At 37.1% G+C, this 18,137-nt stretch carries 13 protein-coding genes, 1 tRNA gene and 2 pseudogenes; 8 read left to right on the forward strand and 8 right to left on the reverse strand.

Translation table 11 applies throughout. The features are described 5' to 3' along the window. Positions 1 to 6 precede the first annotated feature (6 nt). The 5 genes from ccmE to ACFILH_RS08795 form a co-directional block, all read right to left on the reverse strand. Entirely contained in the window at positions 7 to 486 is a 480-nt protein-coding gene (ccmE, locus tag ACFILH_RS08775; RefSeq protein WP_273791548.1) for a cytochrome c maturation protein CcmE, read from the reverse strand. Between the two features lie 77 nt (positions 487 to 563). Beyond that, a complete protein-coding gene (locus tag ACFILH_RS08780) occupies positions 564 to 1,334 on the reverse strand; it encodes a tetratricopeptide repeat protein (RefSeq protein WP_375667665.1) in 771 nt (256 codons plus the stop codon). A 235-nt stretch (positions 1,335 to 1,569) separates the two neighbouring features. Continuing rightward, positions 1,570 to 2,988: an ATP-binding protein gene (locus tag ACFILH_RS08785; protein ID WP_375660130.1), complete on the reverse strand. Its 1,419-nt coding sequence runs from the start codon at positions 2,986 to 2,988 to the stop codon at positions 1,570 to 1,572. After that, positions 2,988 to 3,653, reverse strand: coding sequence for a response regulator transcription factor (locus tag ACFILH_RS08790; RefSeq protein WP_375630861.1), 666 nt, complete (start codon positions 3,651 to 3,653; stop codon positions 2,988 to 2,990). Before ACFILH_RS08790 ends, ACFILH_RS08785 begins: the two co-directional genes overlap by 1 nt. A gap of 21 nt (positions 3,654 to 3,674) precedes the next feature. Further along, complete coding sequence (locus tag ACFILH_RS08795; protein WP_273723886.1) at positions 3,675 to 3,911, reverse strand: hypothetical protein; 237 nt, start codon at positions 3,909 to 3,911, stop codon at positions 3,675 to 3,677. 343 nt (positions 3,912 to 4,254) lie between these two features. Here ACFILH_RS08795 and ACFILH_RS08800 point away from each other — a divergent pair, with 343 nt between their 5' ends. From ACFILH_RS08800 to ACFILH_RS08815, 4 genes are all read left to right on the forward strand, one after another. Further along, positions 4,255 to 6,405: a transglycosylase domain-containing protein gene (locus ACFILH_RS08800; RefSeq protein ID WP_375630862.1), complete on the forward strand. Its 2,151-nt coding sequence runs from the start codon at positions 4,255 to 4,257 to the stop codon at positions 6,403 to 6,405. Between the two features lie 17 nt (positions 6,406 to 6,422). Further along, positions 6,423 to 7,019 carry a DUF1214 domain-containing protein gene (locus ACFILH_RS08805; protein ID WP_273791544.1) on the forward strand — a complete coding sequence of 199 codons (597 nt, stop codon included), beginning with the start codon at positions 6,423 to 6,425 and terminating at the stop codon, positions 7,017 to 7,019. Next, positions 7,012 to 7,551 (forward strand): hypothetical protein, encoded by a 540-nt coding sequence (locus ACFILH_RS08810; protein WP_375667666.1) that lies wholly within the window; start codon positions 7,012 to 7,014, stop codon positions 7,549 to 7,551. The genes ACFILH_RS08805 and ACFILH_RS08810 overlap by 8 nt, the downstream gene beginning before the upstream one ends. A gap of 534 nt (positions 7,552 to 8,085) precedes the next feature. Beyond that, on the forward strand, positions 8,086 to 8,871 hold the full coding sequence (locus tag ACFILH_RS08815) for a DUF1499 domain-containing protein (RefSeq protein ID WP_375643138.1): 786 nt from the start codon (positions 8,086 to 8,088) through the stop codon (positions 8,869 to 8,871). A 689-nt stretch (positions 8,872 to 9,560) separates the two neighbouring features. Here ACFILH_RS08815 and ACFILH_RS08820 read toward each other — a convergent pair. Next, positions 9,561 to 10,157 (reverse strand): hypothetical protein, encoded by a 597-nt coding sequence (locus tag ACFILH_RS08820; protein WP_375643140.1) that lies wholly within the window; start codon positions 10,155 to 10,157, stop codon positions 9,561 to 9,563. 208 nt (positions 10,158 to 10,365) lie between these two features. Here ACFILH_RS08820 and ACFILH_RS08825 point away from each other — a divergent pair. The 3 genes and pseudogenes from ACFILH_RS08825 (at position 10,366) to ACFILH_RS08835 (ending at position 13,860) form a co-directional block, all read left to right on the forward strand. Next, positions 10,366 to 12,080: pseudogene (locus tag ACFILH_RS08825) on the forward strand (peptidase domain-containing ABC transporter). Beyond that, positions 12,070 to 13,395 (forward strand): HlyD family type I secretion periplasmic adaptor subunit, encoded by a 1,326-nt coding sequence (locus ACFILH_RS08830; protein WP_375667668.1) that lies wholly within the window; start codon positions 12,070 to 12,072, stop codon positions 13,393 to 13,395. The pseudogene ACFILH_RS08825 and the gene ACFILH_RS08830 overlap by 11 nt, the downstream one beginning before the upstream one ends. Positions 13,396 to 13,466: 71 nt before the next feature. Continuing rightward, positions 13,467 to 13,860, forward strand: a pseudogene (locus ACFILH_RS08835) (toxin-activating lysine-acyltransferase). Positions 13,861 to 14,089: 229 nt separating this feature from the next. On the opposite strand, the gene ACFILH_RS08840 reads toward ACFILH_RS08835, so the two are convergent. Then, positions 14,090 to 14,164 (reverse strand) — tRNA-Gln (locus ACFILH_RS08840). Between the two features lie 872 nt (positions 14,165 to 15,036). Here ACFILH_RS08840 and ACFILH_RS08845 point away from each other — a divergent pair. Continuing rightward, a complete protein-coding gene (locus ACFILH_RS08845) occupies positions 15,037 to 15,639 on the forward strand; it encodes a superoxide dismutase (RefSeq protein WP_375657751.1) in 603 nt (200 codons plus the stop codon). An 82-nt stretch (positions 15,640 to 15,721) separates the two neighbouring features. Here the strand turns inward: ACFILH_RS08845 and ACFILH_RS08850 are convergent, their stop codons facing one another. Then, a complete protein-coding gene (locus ACFILH_RS08850) occupies positions 15,722 to 17,815 on the reverse strand; it encodes a S9 family peptidase (RefSeq protein ID WP_375667669.1) in 2,094 nt (697 codons plus the stop codon). Positions 17,816 to 18,137 lie beyond the last annotated feature (322 nt).

The following is an 18,137-nucleotide window of genomic DNA, read 5'->3' on the forward strand; positions in this document are numbered from 1 at the left end:
ATCGAATTATTTCTCCATAATGTAATGTTTTTTCAAACGATCAGCTGTTTCTTTAGGCATATAAGTTTCATCATGTTTTGCTAAAATACGCATCCCTATAAAAAAGCCCTGTTTATCGAAATGCCCTTCTACAATCACCCCCTGACCTTCACGAAAAAGATCCGGTAATGCACCATTGAAAACCACTTTTTCATGTTTTTTGTTATCCGTTACAAAAAAAATAACGCCTCTCTCTCCAACATATTGAACGGTTCCCTTTTCAACAAAGCCACCCAAACGCAAAGGGCGCTCCGTTAAAATATCTTCTCTTGTAATTTCAGAGGGCATTCTAAAAAAACTGACCGCATGACGCATTGCATACACTATGAGACTTGCTGCAATTGTCATAACCAAACAACATAATAATATGATCAGTAAGCGCCTTTTTTTTCGCTGCTCTAAAATAACCTTCCATGAGGCAGAACTCTTTAAAGATTGACTGTTCATAGACACTCTGCGAAAAAAGTTTAAATACGTTATAATTAAGTATCAATATTTTATTTTTTAAGAGCTTTGCACATCTTCTACATAGGTGCAAGATTTCTTTTCTCTGTATGCTCACTCGATAAATCACGTAACTGAATCATCATTTTTTTAACACGTGATTGTCCTGAAAAATTTTCAGGCATTGTATCAAGAAAGCTTTGTAAAAATTGCACTGCCTGCGCAGTTTTTCCTGCTTGATGCAATGCATCGGCCAACAACAAACGTGGATAAAAATCTGTTGGGGCTAAATCTGCTGCTTTTTGAAAGGCATTTTGCGCTTCTTGCGTTATCACCCCCCCTTCATAACCAACCAATGCTAAACCGTATCCGACAAGCCTTGGAGCTGTTTCTCCATTCAAACGAAGTGCATCTAAATAAGTATTCACAGCTTCTTGAAAAAGGCTTTCTTCGAGATACCCTACCGCTAACGCATCTGCTAGCTTGCCATCGTGAGGTGCACGGAAAAAAAGCACTTGTAAACGAATAAGCTTTTCTTGCTTACTGAGAGTTTTAGGATCCTTATCCATTAATTCGCTAAAAAAATAACTTTTCACTTCTGGATTGCCTGTCAGCCCATAAATACTCCATGTCATCAGAAGAACAAACAAAATACTCAAAGCCTTAAGAATATTTCTTTTTTTATAATTCATATAAAGCTTGTTAAACTCAATCGTACGCTTATGGCTTCTATAACCATCTACGGTTTCAACTGTCCATTCTTTCTTTATCTCATCGTCAAAACGTAGTGAAAGAAAAAGAATACTTGCCAGAAAAGTCAGAAAAAATGCTGCAAAAATTAATAAGAGCATATCGTTTTTTTCCAATACGAACAGAGAATAACTCGCTTACATTTTATCTTCTTCATAAGAAGAGTGATGTGAATTAATAAAAATTCATTTTTTCATGGAGAATATTATAAATATCTATCATATATATATCAATTAAGCAAAGAAACTAAAAATAATGTTTCCCTACTCTTTATGTATTGTCTAAAATACTGCTTTATAAACTTTATAGACATTTCTTGCTTAAGAAGAAAATATGTTATTCTCCCATCTTAGGTAACAAAACTTTTGCATACAATCCACCCAAATCAGAACGTGATAAAAAGAGATTGCCACCATATTCACTGACCATATCTGAAACAATTGCTAACCCTAAGCCTGCCCCTAGTTTACTTTCATTAAACCGCCGCCCTCTTTTTAATGCTTCATCAATTTTGTCTTCTGTTAAACCAGGACCATCATCTTCTACAAAGATACTAAAATATTCTTTTTCTTCAACATTTTCTTCTAAACAACAAGAGATCAAAACCTTTGCTCGAGACCACTGAGTAGCATTTTCAATCAAATTCCCTACAATTTCTTCTAAATCTTCCTTCTCTCCAGAAAAAACAATATCATCAACATCCATAATAAATTGAATTTGTTTTTCAGGATTAAGCTTTTTCATAACCCGCACCAAACGTTCAAGCACACTGCGAACAGACGTATGATAGACAATACTATCGCATTGTGCTGCAATCCGTGCACGCTGAAGATAATGATTGATTTGAGCTTGCATTATTTGCGTTTGCTCTCTCAACAAACAAGCCTTTTCTCCGCGCATCTTATCTGTCTCATTCATAATCACGGATAGAGGCGTCTTCAATGAATGCGCGAGATTACCAACTTGTGTGCGAAATCGCTCAATAATACGCTGATTATTATTAATGAGAGCATTCATCTCTTGTACAAGCGGCATCACTTCGCTTACTAAATCCGTATTCACATAATGAACTCTTCCTTCGCGAATATCATTCAATGCGTGTCGAATAAGCTTCAACGGTTGAAAACTAAAGAAAATAATAGCAATATTAATAAGAACACTCCCGATACCGAAACTCCAAAGAAAAATTTGCAAAGTTCGCGTAAATTCCTTTACCTGGGCATGAGCTTCATCGATATTCCCAACAAGCCGAAAACGTGCAATATGATTTTTATTATCAAGAACAACATCACTCTCAATCACTTGTAACTTTTGACCATTGTTCCCCGTTATCCGATAAGAGCGAAAGAATTTATTGTCAAAAGGTATATCAACATCACTTGGTGTAAATATCTCGCCTGTTCCCAATGATGGGGATGTCAATCTTCCTTTTAAATTATAGGATATCGCAACAACTTCCCAATACCATCCTGTTGTTGGATCAGAATAACGAATATCATCAATCCCAGCCCCTCCTATCAAAGTACCTTCCGATGACACCGTCACTGTTGCAATAAGACTGTAGAGTTGAGCAGAAAGGATACGCTCTAGGCTTTGTTCAGTTGAACGCTTATAAAATAAAATACTTACTGCAGAAATCGATAAAAGAGAAATAACAACCCATAATGTTGATAAGATCATAACACGTAAACTGAGAGATCGAGTAATTACAAAAAAGAACCTCCTACACCAATTATTCTCTTCAAAAACATTCATTAATCACCTAGCATTCTCACGCGATACCCCATTCCTCGAATAGTTTCAATCAAATCCACTCCAAGCTTTTTCCGTAACCGACCTACAAAGACTTCCACCGTATTCGAGTCCTTATCAAAATCCTGATCATAAAGATGTTCTGTAAGCTCTGTTCTTGAAATGACCCTGTCACAATGATGCATGAGATACGAAAGCAGTCTGAATTCATAAGATGTTAGTTTAATCAATTGACCATCTACAAAAACACGAGACGTCTTTGTATCCAACAAAACATTTCCGCAACATAATGCACTTGTCGCATGTCCCGTAGTGCGACGAATTAATGCTCGCAAGCGCGCCATCACTTCCTCCAAATGAAATGGCTTCACAACATAATCGTCAGCTCCAGCATCAATACCGTGCACCTTATCAGACCAACGGTCTCGCGCCGTTAGCATTAAAACAGGCATGGAGAGCCCTTCTTGACGCCACTTTTCAACAACACTAATACCATCAATCTGCGGTAAACCTATATCAAGTATCACCGCGTCGTAAGACTCTGTGCTCCCTAAAAAATAAGCCTCTTCACCATCGAAAGCACTATCGGAAACATATCCTGCACGTCTTACAGCTTCTGCTAATTGATGGTGAAGATTCCGATCATCTTCAACGATTAAGATACGCATCACAACACCATCTGCCAAAAACTAATCAGCAGGAACAAAAAACTCAACACGACGTAACTTTTCACCATTACGGGCTGGTACAACAACTACAATTGCACACATGTCCTTTCCATCCTGAACAACCGGTTTTGAACGGACGAGAACCCCGCTCTCTTGCGCGGCAGCCTTCTTACCTACTTCAGCACACCCAGAAGCTAGAACAGAATCTGCTCCTAAAAAAGCTGCTATTATTACGAACAAGAATTTTTTTTTCATCATAAATATTTCAATAACCCATCTCTTCTCCTTGATAAAGGATAAAAGAAATAATGGTTTTTTTCAGTCGATTTAAAAATCACAAATGGAAATAATTTATCCTCTATCTTACAGAAGAACATATTAACATTACTCCAAATTTTTAAAAAATCAAAAAAATATTTTTAATAATGAGAATAAAATTTATTCAATAAAATAATAAAATATTAATACACTATCTTACGAAAAATGAATAATTCTAAAATAAACTCTTTCTCTGTTAGCACTATAGCAAAAAAATACTTCTACTCCATATAATTATTGTAGATTTGTTTGGTTGTATTTCTTTGCCATAGGCTCTCTTTAAATGTTTGATTTTTTTAAAAAAAAGAAAGGGCAACATCGTAAGCCATTTCACAGTCCTGCTCTCATTGAATTAGACGCACGATTAGACACAGCGCTTTATCACATTCGTTCTGCTAACAGTTTTTTCTGGAAAAAGGCAAAAATCGTCTCACAAAATTTTCATCTTCAAGGATGGAAACGTTTTATCGTTGAAGTTCTCGATGAAATACTGACATTAGGGTTGATGGGATTTACTCTTTTCACTATTTTGGGCATTTCTGTTTTTGAAGTGACCAAAACAGATTGGTCTTCTCCTAAAAACTTTTCCATTCTTTTTCTAGATCGCTATGGAAATTCCATTGGGCACCGTGGTGCACTGCCGGCGATCTCTGTCCCCGTTGAAGAAATGCCTGACACTGTTATTAAAGCGGTTCTCGCTACAGAAGACCGTCGTTTTTTTGATCATTGGGGCATTGATTTTCAAGGACTTACACGGGCAATTTCACAAAATATGCAAGCTAAAGGTGTGGTGCAAGGTGGTTCAACTCTCACACAACAATTGGCTAAAAATTTATTTTTAACAAACGAAAGAACCATAACACGTAAAATCAAAGAAGCTTATCTTGCTCTTTGGCTAGAAGCAAATTTTAGCAAAAAGCAGATTTTACAACTTTACCTTGACCGGGCCTATATGGGAGGAAACAATTTTGGTATTGCCGCAGCAGCAAAATTTTATTTTGGAAAAAACATACGTCATGTCTCTTTAAGTGAATCTGCTATGTTAGCAGGACTCTTTAAAGCTCCAACAAAATATGCTCCTCATAGTCATCTCTTTGCGGCTCAAACACGTGCCAATATCGTCCTTTCTAATCTTGTTAATAGTGGCTTTATGACGAAGAGCCAGATTATCAATGCGCATCGCCACCCTGCTAGGGCACTTCCCCAAATAGAAAATAATCAGCCTGATTATTTTCTTGATTGGGCATTCGAGGAAGTCAAAAAAATGCGCAATCAACTTCCAAGCCATAGTTTAATTATTCAAACGACTCTTGATCCAAATATTCAAAAAGCAGCAGAAGAATCAATTGCATATCATTTACATCAGTATGGTCAACAATATCGCGTAACACAAGCTTCCACTGTTATACTCGATAATAACGGTGCCGTATGCGCAATTGTTGGAGGACAAGATTATAAAAAGAGCCAATTTAACAGAGCAACACAAGGCGGACGACAAACTGGTTCTTCATTCAAACCTTATGTTTACGCAACCGCACTGGAACACGGACTTTCTCCCTCGACAATCGTTTTAGATGCTCCGATCAATTGGGGAGGTTGGACACCAAAAAATAATTCGGGCCGTTATTTGGGGAAAATTGATTTAGCAACAGCTTTAGCTTTTTCTATTAATACAGTCCCTGTGTATCTCACCTATCAATATCTTCACCGCGATACCCAACCTATCATAGATCTCATCAAGAATATGGGAATTAACGCGCATATTTTATCACACAAAACGATGGTTCTGGGCACTTCCAACATGACCCCCATGGATCAAGCAACTGGCTTTAATGTCTTTGCGAATGGCGGAATAGCTGGTAATCGTCATGGGTTCACGCAAATCAGAACAATTGATGGGCATGTGGTATGGGATTTCGAGCATAACGGAAATAAGTTACACCGAGTTCTCAGCAGACAATCAGCTGCTTATATGAACCAAATGATGGTGGGTGTCACAACACGAGGGTCTGGTAAGCGTGCTGCTCTGCCCATGACTCTTGTCGCTGGGAAAACTGGAACATCACAATCCTATCGTGATGCTTGGTTTGTTGGCTTTACTGGCAATTATACTGGAGCGGTATGGATGGGAAATGATAACTTTTCACCGATGAATCGTGCTTTTGGGGGTGGAGTCCCTGCCATGATATGGCAACGCATCATGCTTGCTGCACACCAAAATATTATGCTCAAACAACTCTATGGTGTTAAAGATTCTCTTCTTCCTTATCATCCCCCAATACTTTCCTCCCATGCAGATTCTGAATTTTTTTCCCCAATACCCTCTACGCTTTCTCCTGAAACATTGAATATTGTGCGATTGATTAACAAAGATCTGAAAAAACCATCTGCAATTTCTTTGAAGGTGAAAACAACTGGAGATTCAACATTTTGAATTCAAGATATTCACTGATGTTTTTTAATATCACCATTTTCTTTTTTATCTTCGCTTTTTCCATTTTATGTGGAAAACTGAGTGTCGATTATGTGCTCAATTCCTTTCCTCATTTTGAACGCTTTAGAATTGGAAAATGGAGTGCTTATCCAAAAATGGGAACCGCCAATATGGATCCTTATACCCGCGCCCGCACGACCAAACGAGGCATTGTTTCACTCGGACGCACTGAAGGTCTTCAATTCCAGATTTGGCAAGACAACCAAGGGCGTCCACTCCACCCCCACTGTCATTATTTACTCAAAGGCACCATCCCTGAAACTCGTCTTTTCACCCTTTATACAGCTGACAAATCCCTAAAACCCTATACTTCATCCAAAGAAATACCTTTTGAACTCCACACGAACGCTATTATTTATGAGCATGATGGCTCATTGCGCATCAATATTTCACCTACACCGCAAGCCGGCAATTGGCTTGCAACAGTTAGTCAAAAAGAATTCGGGCTTATTCTTACCTTATACGATACCTCAATCATCTCTGCAACGGCATTACAAAAGCTTACAATGCCATCAATAGAACAAATCCCATCAGGACAAATAAATTGTGACTAGATTCATTTATATCGCACTTCTTGCAATCATTGGCGCTATTATCGTTCATATTTGCGTTCTCTTTCTGATCCCCTATTGGGCACAAAATAATATATGGACAGCACTTAAAAAATCCGGAGCCCCTTATCAATTTGTTGCTTTTACTCCCGATAATCCTATTCAACAATCTGCTGATCCACTCTTTCTTCTTAAAGTCTGCAGATTTAATCTTGAAAATGGACCTGTTCATTTAAAAGCTTTGAAAACACGACAATTTTGGACATTAGCAGCTTACACACACAAAGGAATTATTTTCTATAGCCTTAATGACCGAACAGCCCCTGATAATACACTCGATCTTATTATTGGAAAACCAATACAAATCATAGAACTCAAAAAATCAAAACCTAAAAAAAATGCCAATTCAGTTTTGGTTGCTAAAAATTTGAATGAAGGTTTTGTCATTTTACGTATTTTTGCCCCTTCTTCACTTGCAAAAAAAGAAAGTGAAGCTTTTCTTTCATCTGCGACCTGCCGCATATTTTATGAATAAAAACGGAGTAACCTCTCATTTGTACAATACCTTACTTTCTATACAAAATACATGAAGCCTATCAAAATGGTTATCTTTTTTCTCTATTAATTGAATCTTCGAATTCAGATTTATCTGATTATAAATCCCTCAATTTTTTATTGAGATAGAATGAAATCTCTATTGCACATCATCATATCCTATTTGATTACGCATTATCTGACAGAAAAAACTCCCAGCAATCAGAAGAGAAAATCAAGAGTAAAGTTCTAGAAAAATATGCTGCTAACAACCGTAAAACTTGTTATTTGAGTTTATTTCTTTTTATTTACAAACATTCCCATAAAATTCGCATCAATGACATGATAAACTATAGAAGAAATACTGATTACCTTCAATGAAGCGCAAAAATAATCGCTGGAAACTTATAAGACATTATGCATCCTTGACCTCAAAAATAAGTGCTTTATTTTTGTTTTATGAGCATAAGCTTTTTGTAAGATATGCACTCTGAAAAAACTTGGCTTATAGTTTACAATTGAGGGGAAAAACTTCATGAAGAAGAGATATGTTCGGTTCATTTCAAGAGCAGCAGTATGGTCCCCTCGATTTGGTGGATTGTCGTTCTTTGTTTTATTATTTTCATTCATTTTACAACGTTTTTCCGTCATTAACGTAACCGACTTCATAATTTTGATCGGAATCTCTACCGGCTGTGTGATTATTTCTCTTTTTCTTGCTTTAAAAGCACTTTACAGCTTATGGGTCTATGGAGCCCTAGGGGGAATGAAAGCTTTAAAAGGGATCATTTATTCGGTAATAACGGCTACACCACTGATGTTATTTTTTGGACTTTGGTTTACCTTACCGGCTCTTTACGATATTTCTACCGATACACAAAGTCCGCCGGCTTTTTTTCGCACAATACGTCCCAGCGATGCTTTACCGCTCAAAAGTGTTTTGACTGAACAAGAAACATTACAGATGTCACAATGGCCAGAAATATCGGGGCGCCGTTATGATGGTTCACCTGATCGTATTCGCGAATCTGTTCTCAATGTTTTAGCAGCCTATGATTGGCCTGTTGTGGCTCAACGAGAGTTTAAAGGTGAAGAAAATGCGCTTTATATTGAAACGAGAGCTAAAACTTTTTACCTTGGGTTTATTTCGGATATCGTGATACGCTTAACTGATGAAGGGGATACAACTTTTGTTGATATGCGTTCTGCTTCTCGTTATTTGCCAAGAGATTTGGGGACAAATGCTGCTTTTATTATCGATTTTATGGATGCCCTTGATACGGAAATCGCTTCCCTTCCTCTTTCACAAGACGATGAATAACAATCTAAGAGAAATAAGGCATTTTATATCCATAACAATTGCCTATTTTTCAATAAACATGATACATAAGCAAACAATCACTTTTCAAAAACTATAAATTGATAATCCTTATACAAAAGATAATAATCTCAAAACAACCCATGCTTGAAATAATTAAAAAGATTTAAAATAGGAAATAAAAAACAGAATTCTTGATGATAATACTGATTTTAAAGTATCTATCTCAATGTAATCAGTAAACATTTTTTTAAAGATAAATATTATATAAAAATAATAACTTATTTTTTATAAATAACTCTACAAATAACACCTTATAATTATATTTTAAAATAATATAACAACTTGATTTTATATTATTTTAAAATTCCCATATATTCAATTAATAAATTTGCAGCATAATATAATATAAAAAACCTAATTGTTGATAATGTTGTCCTTTTTATACTCCAGTTCTCACCTTTAAATCTATTGTAAGAAAACATTAAAAATCCACATATAAACGTTGCCAATAAGGAGCCAGTAAAAGTATTCATAACAAAAAAATCCAAAATAAAATATCTATTATCATACACAAAAATATCCCTGAAATCAGTTTAGCCATAGCTTTAAAGTATGTTTACAATATCACTGATCTCAGAAATATCTTACTAGCTATTTTCTAAATAAATTAGAAACAGCCTCCCTCTACTTTACGGATGACATTGATTGTACTTATCTTTAAAACCACTAATAGCTCCCATTACTCCGCCTGCGACTGCTGTTTCCGGACCACCTAATAAACCAATTAATGCTCCTGCGCCTCCCTTTATGGCTGTTGATACAACATAATCGCTTACTTCACAACTTGGATTCGGATGGCATTCATTGTACTTATCTATCAAACCGTCAGCAGCTCCTCCTAATCCGCCTGTTAGTGCTACTTGCGGACCAAATAATGCACCAGATGCTAGTCCTATGCCTCCGTGTATGGCAGCTGCTTCAACATAATCGCTTGTTTCACAACTTGGTGCCGTATAGCATGCATTGTATTTATCTACCACAGCGTCACCAGCTCCTGCTAGTCCACCTCCTATTGCTCCATTGACAAAGCCAGAACTGACACCTCCCGGTCCAGAAAAAAGACCTCCAACTGCACCAGCAATACCTCCTATTACGTCTCCTATGATGCCGCCTGCACCTGCTGCTTGGGCATGAGCGCCTGGGCTACAATCATCTTCTTCTGGAAAAAGCCAACTTTTTGGATGTGAGTTACTAATTGAATCATGTGATGAGCTTGAACTACCCATTTATATCATTCTTTTATTATTAGAAATAACTGTATCACAAAGATACAGTGGGAATTTCATTATTGTTCATTTTAGCAAATTTCAAACATAATTTGTAAAAATAATAATAAAAATACTGTATAAATAATAAATACATTATGTTTATATTATATTAATACAAGATATATATTTTGTATTAATATAATACTATTTACAATACTGTTTAAATATGCGACATCAATCGCTCTTTCTCTTAAATAAAATTATAAATTCAAATGAGACATTCACAAGAAAAACTAGTATCCTTTTCTCTTGGTTTACAATAACAACAAAGAAATATATTTATTATGTCATCGAACTCAGTTGCGTTGCTGTTGTTTTGCGTTTGCTGGGCTTGGTGAATCCTTTTATTTTTCAAGCGATTATCGACCGTATTCCCCCTTTTCAGCGTATTGAAAGTCTCTATGCTATCGTTGTCTTGATGGTTGCTATCATGCTGTTTAGCACGGCTCTTAGCACTCTTTCAGGTTACTTAGGTGCCTATTTAGCCAATCGGCTTACGCTAGAATTTGGACGGCGCATTTACACCCATGTGTTAAGCCTTTCCTTGCCCACTTTACGCACTTGGCAAATGGGGAAACTGTTCACGCGAATCTGAGATGTTGATACAATTCGCGGGTTTCTAACAGGAACCATCGCCACAACCGTACTGAATGTTCTGTTTGCCATTATTTATATTGCTGCACTCTTTTCCATTAGTCCAAAACTGACCTTTATTGTCCTTATCATTTTACCTTTACAAATGGGTTCTTTAGCGTTTGTCGGTCCCTTCTTGCGCCGCCAATTACGCCGTGCTTTCACTCTGCAAGCCGCCCATCAATCGCGCCTCATTGAAAGTTTTATCAATCTTGAAGCCATTAAAGCGCATGTAAAGGAGCCAGCCCATACAATACGCATGCAAGAGACTTTAGCCCGTAGTTTAGATCAAAGCCTTACAACTAGTAAATTGCATCTTCTCAATGGAGCCATGAGTCATATTTTTGGTGATCTTTTCACTATTTTTATTATCTTTTTTGGTGCTCAGGCAGTTCTTCAAAACCAGATTACACTAGGACAACTTATTGCCTTTCATCTCCTCGCTGGAAATGTTTCTGGTCCTATCTTAAGCCTTGCATCCCTATGGGAAGAATGGCAGCATTTGAAAATCTCTCGTCTTCGTTTGGGCGATATTCTTAACTCCCCTTCAGAATGGGAAGAAAAAAAGCCGCCTCTTCAACTCAGTGCTCCTCCTCATCTTGAGGCCAACGATCTCTGTTTTTCTTATGGAGATAAATCCATTATCAATCATCTTGATGTCTGTTTACAACCTGGGCAACCAATTATGTTACTTGGTCCTTCAGGGTGCGGAAAAACAACCTTGGCGAAGCTCCTTTGTGGACTCTCCCCCCAACAAGCGGGAAGATATTGATTAACGCACAACCTTTACAGAATTTTGATGTCCGTAGCGTGCGTGAAACAATCGCGTATTTTCCCCAAAATCCTTGCCTTTTTTCCGGAACCATTCTTGAGAATATGCTTCTTGCTAAACCAGATGCCACTAAAGATGAAATCGACTCTGCACTATATGTTAGTGCTTGCCATGATTTGATTGCTCAGTTGCCTCTAGGACTCAATACTCAAGTAGGAGAGCAAGGTGGTTTTTTATCAGGTGGTCAGCGCCAACGCTTGGCTTTGGCTTGTTTCTTTCTGATAAATCCAAGCCTTCTTATTTTGGATGAACCTACTTCCGCATTGGATGACACTGTCAGTGCACAAATTGTTGAGCATTTATATAAACTTTCACAAGATCGTATTGTTCTTGTTATTACCCACAAACGTGATCTCTTCCCTCAGCATGCAACCGTCTTAAACTTTACTGATTTGGAGGCAAAAAATGGCAGATAAAGCTCCCTATTTGCGCCTTTTGTCACCAACGCTTCATATGGTGGTTGCTGTTTTGGTCACCTTATTTCTCTTTATTGTAATCGGCAGCTTTATCGCAAAAACAGAGATTGTTGCACGGGGGCAAGGAAGTGTTATTCCCACCACCTATGTTCAGCTGGTCCAAGCGCAAAATACAGGACGCATTGAGAAAATCCTTGTAAAAGAAGGGCAATTTGTTCATCAAGGGGATCTCCTTATTCAATTAGATCCCCGTGAAGCCCTCAATGAGTGCGCACGTGTTCAAGCAGATATCGCGCAACAAACCCTTCAAGCACAAATTGCAACAGCTATTTTAACAGCTTTGCATGAAAGTGATCCTTTGGATAAAGATTTTGTAACCAAAGGGCTTGCCTATCTGCCAGCTCCTCCTTCTGGCAACACGACTGCAAGAATAGAAGGGGAAAAACTCATTAGCGCTACCCTTCAATCTCTCCAAGATAAATTAAGAGCGCTAAAAGCACAGGCGGACCGCGTCGAGCGCAGCGGTGCAACACAACATGCGCAATTAGATAGGTTGGAAGATGATCGTCAATTAAGCCAAGGAAAATTAAAGGCTGCAAAAAGCCTGATGGAAACAAAAGTCATTAGCCAAGCCGTTTATTTAGAGCGTTTACATGATTTTAAAAATGTCGAGCATGAAATTTTAACCAATCAAAGACGTTTGGAAGAAAATGCCGCCGAAATAAACACCCTCCGCCAACAACGGAAAAGTCTCATTTCCGATGAAATCGCCCGCTATCGGCAACTTTCGCGTGAAACAGAACTGAATCTTCAAGGATTAAAAGCAAAGCTTGATAGCACTCAATACCATCTTGACCACTTATCACTCTATGCACCTGTTGATGGACGTATCGATGATTTAAGTATCCATACTTTGGGCGGCTTTGTAGAGGCTGGTAAAACTCTCATGCGCATTGTCCCTGGTGCGGGTGGTCTCATTATTGAAGCATTTTTTGATAATCGAGATATTGGTTTTTTAGAAAAGGGCCAACGTGCTTACATCAAGTTTTCTGCCTTTCCTCCTGAACGTTTCGGTGTTATCCACGGTACAGTCGTTAATGTAGGCGCTACAGCGCGCTATAATAAGGAAATTAATGGTGTCTGCGCTGTTTTAATCAAAATTGACCAAGATCACATCACTTTGAATAACAAACAACTTAAATTTATCCCTGGCATGACTGTAACAACGGATGTCATTACCTCAAAACGACGTCTCATTTCTTATTTCTTTGAACCTATCACCAAAATTTTAGAACAATCTCTAAAGGAAAGATGATGTCTGTAAATGAAAATCCATCACCATCACTCATAGATCCTCTTACGGCTTTGGGTGCCATGGTTGTTTTAATGCTTACATCTTCCTTATACCGCCGCTGGCGAATCTGGGATATCGAACGAAATTTAGGACCAGCTTTACAGACTGGGCAATACAAGCTCTATAAAAATGAACGTGGAGAATTTTGTGCCTTTATCACTTGGGCTTTTTTAGATGAGAAAAATCATCAATCTATGTTTAAAAAAGGGAGAGCTTTTACCCGATGTCAATTGGCAGAATGGAAAATACGTATGGTTTATTGATTGTGTAGCACCCTATGGCCATACTGCTCATATTGTACGCGATATGCAACGAAATATATTTCCTGATCAGCGTTATTGCTACGCTGTTCGACGTAATGAAGATGGTGGAATACGAAAAATTGCACGCTGGTGTTGCTATAGAGCGCAAAATCCAGCCAAATAGTTTTTCTAAAGCAAGTGCGCATAAATCATTTACCCCTCGTCTTATAGAAAAGAATCTTTTAAAAGAGCTCTTTAAGCGATAGCTATAGTAAAAGAACCTTACCATATTTAGAGCTTCCCCGCTACAAATGGGTACTTTTCAGCTTACCAGACTTGCTATGAATAGCAATAGATGGTTAAGAGGGCTAATCCACTCTCAAGCTGAACTTTGATTAACATTTTACCAGAATTGGCTGGGGTACCTGGATTCGAACCAGGGAATGCCGGTACCAAAAACCGGTGCCTTACCGCTTGGCTATACCCCAAAAAAACACGCTTTATAGCGACTCCTGCACCTTATAGCGATTCCTGTGATTGGACGCAATATCTGAAAATCAAAGACTTTACTTTTTTATCATAAAATTTCTGAGTCTTGTATGGCATTGCCATAGATACAAATTCGTAGCAGAAACTGATATACAGTTGTGATTTTAACATAAGAAGGAACCATTTATCCATCAATTATTTTGCTCTTTGTATTGATTTTCTAGGAACAGAAAATGAAAATCTTGCAGTTTACTCATGTATCTAATAAATTTGCATATGATTTACTTTTCTTGATATATTAAAATCCCATCTTGCTCAATTAAAAAAAACTGTCTCCACATTGGCAACCGGTAAGTGTATGATAGTGCTGCTGTGCTCTTGCATTAAGCATAAAGATGGTAATGTCCACTAATTTTTACATTATATTATTCATGGGTAGCACCATAAAATAAAATCAAGCACATTGAAAAATATTTCCTAAAAAATAACACTTAATATTCTGTTGAAAACATTATGATACACCAATAAACTGGAAGAGTTTTGCAAAAATTAAAAACATTTTATATGGTATTTGAAAAAATAGAGATACAAAAACAAGGAATAATAGCTATTTCCATTTACTTTTTATTCAAAAGATAATGATATTTATTACCCACTCATAGATGTAAAAAATCTTCAGAAGCAATCTTTATGTAGACCAATACCCTTTTTGATTGATGAATATACATTTCCTAAAAGCTTCTTTTACAAAAAGAGAGACATTAAAACTATTTCATACAAACTAGGTATTCAACATTTGCTTTTAAATGCGGTAAATGGCAAATTAGGCTTATGAAATAAGCTTAACAATTAGAATCGAGGAGATTTTTAAATGGCTTTTGAATTGCCCCCATTGCCTTATGATTACGATGCCCTTTCGCCTTATATGTCACGCGAAACGCTTGAATATCATCATGATAAGCATCACCTCGCTTATCTTACCAACACCAATAATTTTGTGAAAGAGTTAGGCTTAGAAAATGAAAGCCTTGAAGATATTGTTAAAAAAAGTTTTGGAAAAAATATTGGTTTGTTTAATAATGCAGCGCAGTATTACAATCATAACCACTTTTGGCTTTGGATGAAAAAAAATGGTGGTGGCCAAAAACTTCCTGAAAAGTTAGCAAAAGCTATTGACGCTGATCTAGGTGGTTACGACAAATTCCGCGCTGATTTTATTGCTGCTGCTAGTGCCCAATTTGGTTCTGGATGGGCGTGGGTTGCTGTTAAAGATGGCAAGCTTGAAATTATGAAAACGCCTAATGGCGAAAATCCCTTAATTCACAATGCTCGACCTATTTTGGGTGTCGATGTGTGGGAACATTCCTATTACATTGATTATCGCAATACTCGACCGAAGTACCTCGAAGCCTTTGTAGACCATTTAATTAATTGGGACTATGTTTTGAAACTTTATGAAGAATGTGAATTTTAAACTGTCTCAATAATTTTTTAGTGTATGAAAGTCCCTATAATCCAATAAATTATCGGAGACTTTCATACAGAGGTATTATGGATTAGCAAAAGTCTTTTCCTGCTATCTTTAGAAGATATGCATAGATATAGGCAACTTCTTCTAGCTTTGAAAAACGTCCAGCTGCACCAGCGTGCCCTGAATCCATATTAATACGTAATAAAACTGCATTATCGTCTGTTTTTAGGTCTCGTAATTTTGCCACCCATTTTGCAGGCTCCCAGTAAGTTACACGAGGATCTGTTAATCCTGCCATCACAAGTATAGGGGGATAGTTTTGAGCTTTGACATTATCGTAAGGGGAATAGGAAGCAATAAGCTTATAATCTTCTTCTGATTCAAGAGGATTCCCCCATTCGGCCCATTCTGGAGGAGTGAGTGGCAATGAAGCATCTAACATTGTCGCTAAGACATCAACAAAAGGCACATTTGCTACGATCCCAGCAAAATCCTGTGGAGCTATATTGGCAATGGCTCCCATCAACATCCCCCCTGCTGAACCACCATGAGCAATCAGCCGGTCGTGAGAAGTGAATTTATTGTTTACAAGGTAACGCCCACAAGCAATAAAATCTGTAAATGTATTGTGCTTAAAGAGATGTTTTCCTTTCTCATACCATTCTACTCCCTTTTCTTTTCCTCCGCGAATATGAGCAATAGCGTAAATAAAACCTCTGTTTACTAGAGAAAGTACATTACTATTGAAACTGGCAGGTATAGAGATCCCATAAGCACCATAACCGTAAAGCAGACAAGGCGCACCACCATCAAGGGGAGTATTTTTGTGATAAAAAAGTGAAATAGGAATCTTCTCACCATCGTCTGCTATTGCTGTAATACGTCGTGTTACATATGCATCTTTATTATGCCCAGAGGGAATTATTTGCGTTTTTAAAAGCATCCGTTTACAACTTTTCATCTCATAATCAAACACTTGATCAGGTGTTGTCATAGACGAATAGGAAAAACGAATAGTTGGACTGTTATATTCTGCAACTCCTTGCAGACCTAAAGAATAAGCCTCTTCAGTAAAAGCAATGGAATTAACTTGTTTAGTGGTACGTTCCATTACTTTTATACGTGGAAGCCCCTCAAAACGTTCGATCCAGACAAGAAAATCTTGATAAGCATCATGGGATAATATTAGGCACCCAAGCTGATGTGGGACAAACTCAGACCAATTTTCTGATTGTGGAGATGTATATGGCGCTACCATAATTTTGAAATCTTTTGCATTATCTAAATTGGTCAGAATATAAAAGACATCACCACCTTCTGTAAGTGAATATTCAATACCTTTTTGTCGTTTCCGTACACATTGGGGAATAGTAAAAGGCGCCTCAGCAGGAATTAACCAGATCTCGGATGTTTCATGATCATGAATATTAATATAAATAACATCATTAAGCTTAGAACCGCTTACATCTAAGAAAAAACCTGGATTGTCTTCACGAAAAATAAGCTTATCTTGTGATTGATCTGTGTTTAATTGGTGATAATAGAGCTCTGAAGGTCGGTGGTTTTTATCCATCTTAGTATAGAAAAAACCTTCAGATCTAGCATCCCATACAATTTGACCAGATGTATCAGTAATTGTGTCTATACAGTCAGACAATGTCTCAAAATTACGAATTTTAGCTGTATAGAATTCTGATCCTTTGTCATCATAGGTCCATACCACATGTGTATGGTCAGGAGATTCTTGAACTGAACCAAATTTGAAATATCCTTTGCCTTCTGCCAAGACGTCACCATTAAGGTACACGTTTTTTTCTCCGCCATTCCTTGGTGTCCGAAAATAATGTGGTTGTTGGCCTCCGGTAACATAAGAGAATCCGTAAGCAAAAGGACCATGTTTTATAGGAACAGAACTATCATTCTCTTGGATCCTGTTTTTCATTTCGGTAAAAAGCAAATCTCGTAGTGGTTTTGTATCAGCCATTTGAGCTGATTGATAAGCATTTTCTTTTTCAAGATAATGTCGAATATTGAGATCAAGACAGTTAGGATTTTTAAAAACATCTTGCCAGTTAGACGCACGTAGCCAATGATAGGGATCATCACGAAAAATACCATGATATATTTCCTTATGAGTGATTCTAGATGCTTTGGGAGGAATTGCAAAAGTGCGAGTCATACACAATCCTATATTAAAATATGTTAACAGCTTCATTTATATGTTAGAATCACAATTATTGATGCAAGTGTACAAATCTATAAGTTCTATTCACTTGCAAAAATAGTGCCATGATAATTTTTAAACTAATACCTTTCTGTTCATTACATATCACAGCTATTGTTTTCTAGGGATATAATACCACTTTTATAATGAAAGTGACTGGTAAAACAATTAAACTATGAGAAAAAGAATTGATTTTTTTTGAAACAGTATAATCGCATAATTTTATAGAAATGAATAAATATATCATAAATATTATTATTACTTTATAAAAAATAAA

Source organism: Bartonella sp. CL435QHHD (genome assembly GCF_042195095.1).
Classification (GTDB): Bacteria; Pseudomonadota; Alphaproteobacteria; order Rhizobiales; family Rhizobiaceae; genus Bartonella.

Coding starts and splice junctions, on each gene's coding strand:
- ACFILH_RS08845 (WP_375657751.1), top strand. CDS start 15,037: ATGGCTTTTGAATTGCCCCCATTGCCTTATGATTACGATGCCCTTTCG.
- ACFILH_RS08780 (WP_375667665.1), bottom strand. CDS start 1,334: ATGCTCTTATTAATTTTTGCAGCATTTTTTCTGACTTTTCTGGCAAGT.
- ccmE (WP_273791548.1), bottom strand. CDS start 486: ATGAACAGTCAATCTTTAAAGAGTTCTGCCTCATGGAAGGTTATTTTA.
- ACFILH_RS08805 (WP_273791544.1), top strand. CDS start 6,423: ATGTTTTTTAATATCACCATTTTCTTTTTTATCTTCGCTTTTTCCATT.
- ACFILH_RS08820 (WP_375643140.1), bottom strand. CDS start 10,157: ATGGGTAGTTCAAGCTCATCACATGATTCAATTAGTAACTCACATCCA.
- ACFILH_RS08785 (WP_375660130.1), bottom strand. CDS start 2,988: ATGAATGTTTTTGAAGAGAATAATTGGTGTAGGAGGTTCTTTTTTGTA.
- ACFILH_RS08800 (WP_375630862.1), top strand. CDS start 4,255: ATGTTTGATTTTTTTAAAAAAAAGAAAGGGCAACATCGTAAGCCATTT.
- ACFILH_RS08795 (WP_273723886.1), bottom strand. CDS start 3,911: ATGATGAAAAAAAAATTCTTGTTCGTAATAATAGCAGCTTTTTTAGGA.
- ACFILH_RS08830 (WP_375667668.1), top strand. CDS start 12,070: ATGGCAGATAAAGCTCCCTATTTGCGCCTTTTGTCACCAACGCTTCAT.
- ACFILH_RS08790 (WP_375630861.1), bottom strand. CDS start 3,653: ATGCGTATCTTAATCGTTGAAGATGATCGGAATCTTCACCATCAATTA.
- ACFILH_RS08815 (WP_375643138.1), top strand. CDS start 8,086: ATGAAGAAGAGATATGTTCGGTTCATTTCAAGAGCAGCAGTATGGTCC.
- ACFILH_RS08850 (WP_375667669.1), bottom strand. CDS start 17,815: ATGACTCGCACTTTTGCAATTCCTCCCAAAGCATCTAGAATCACTCAT.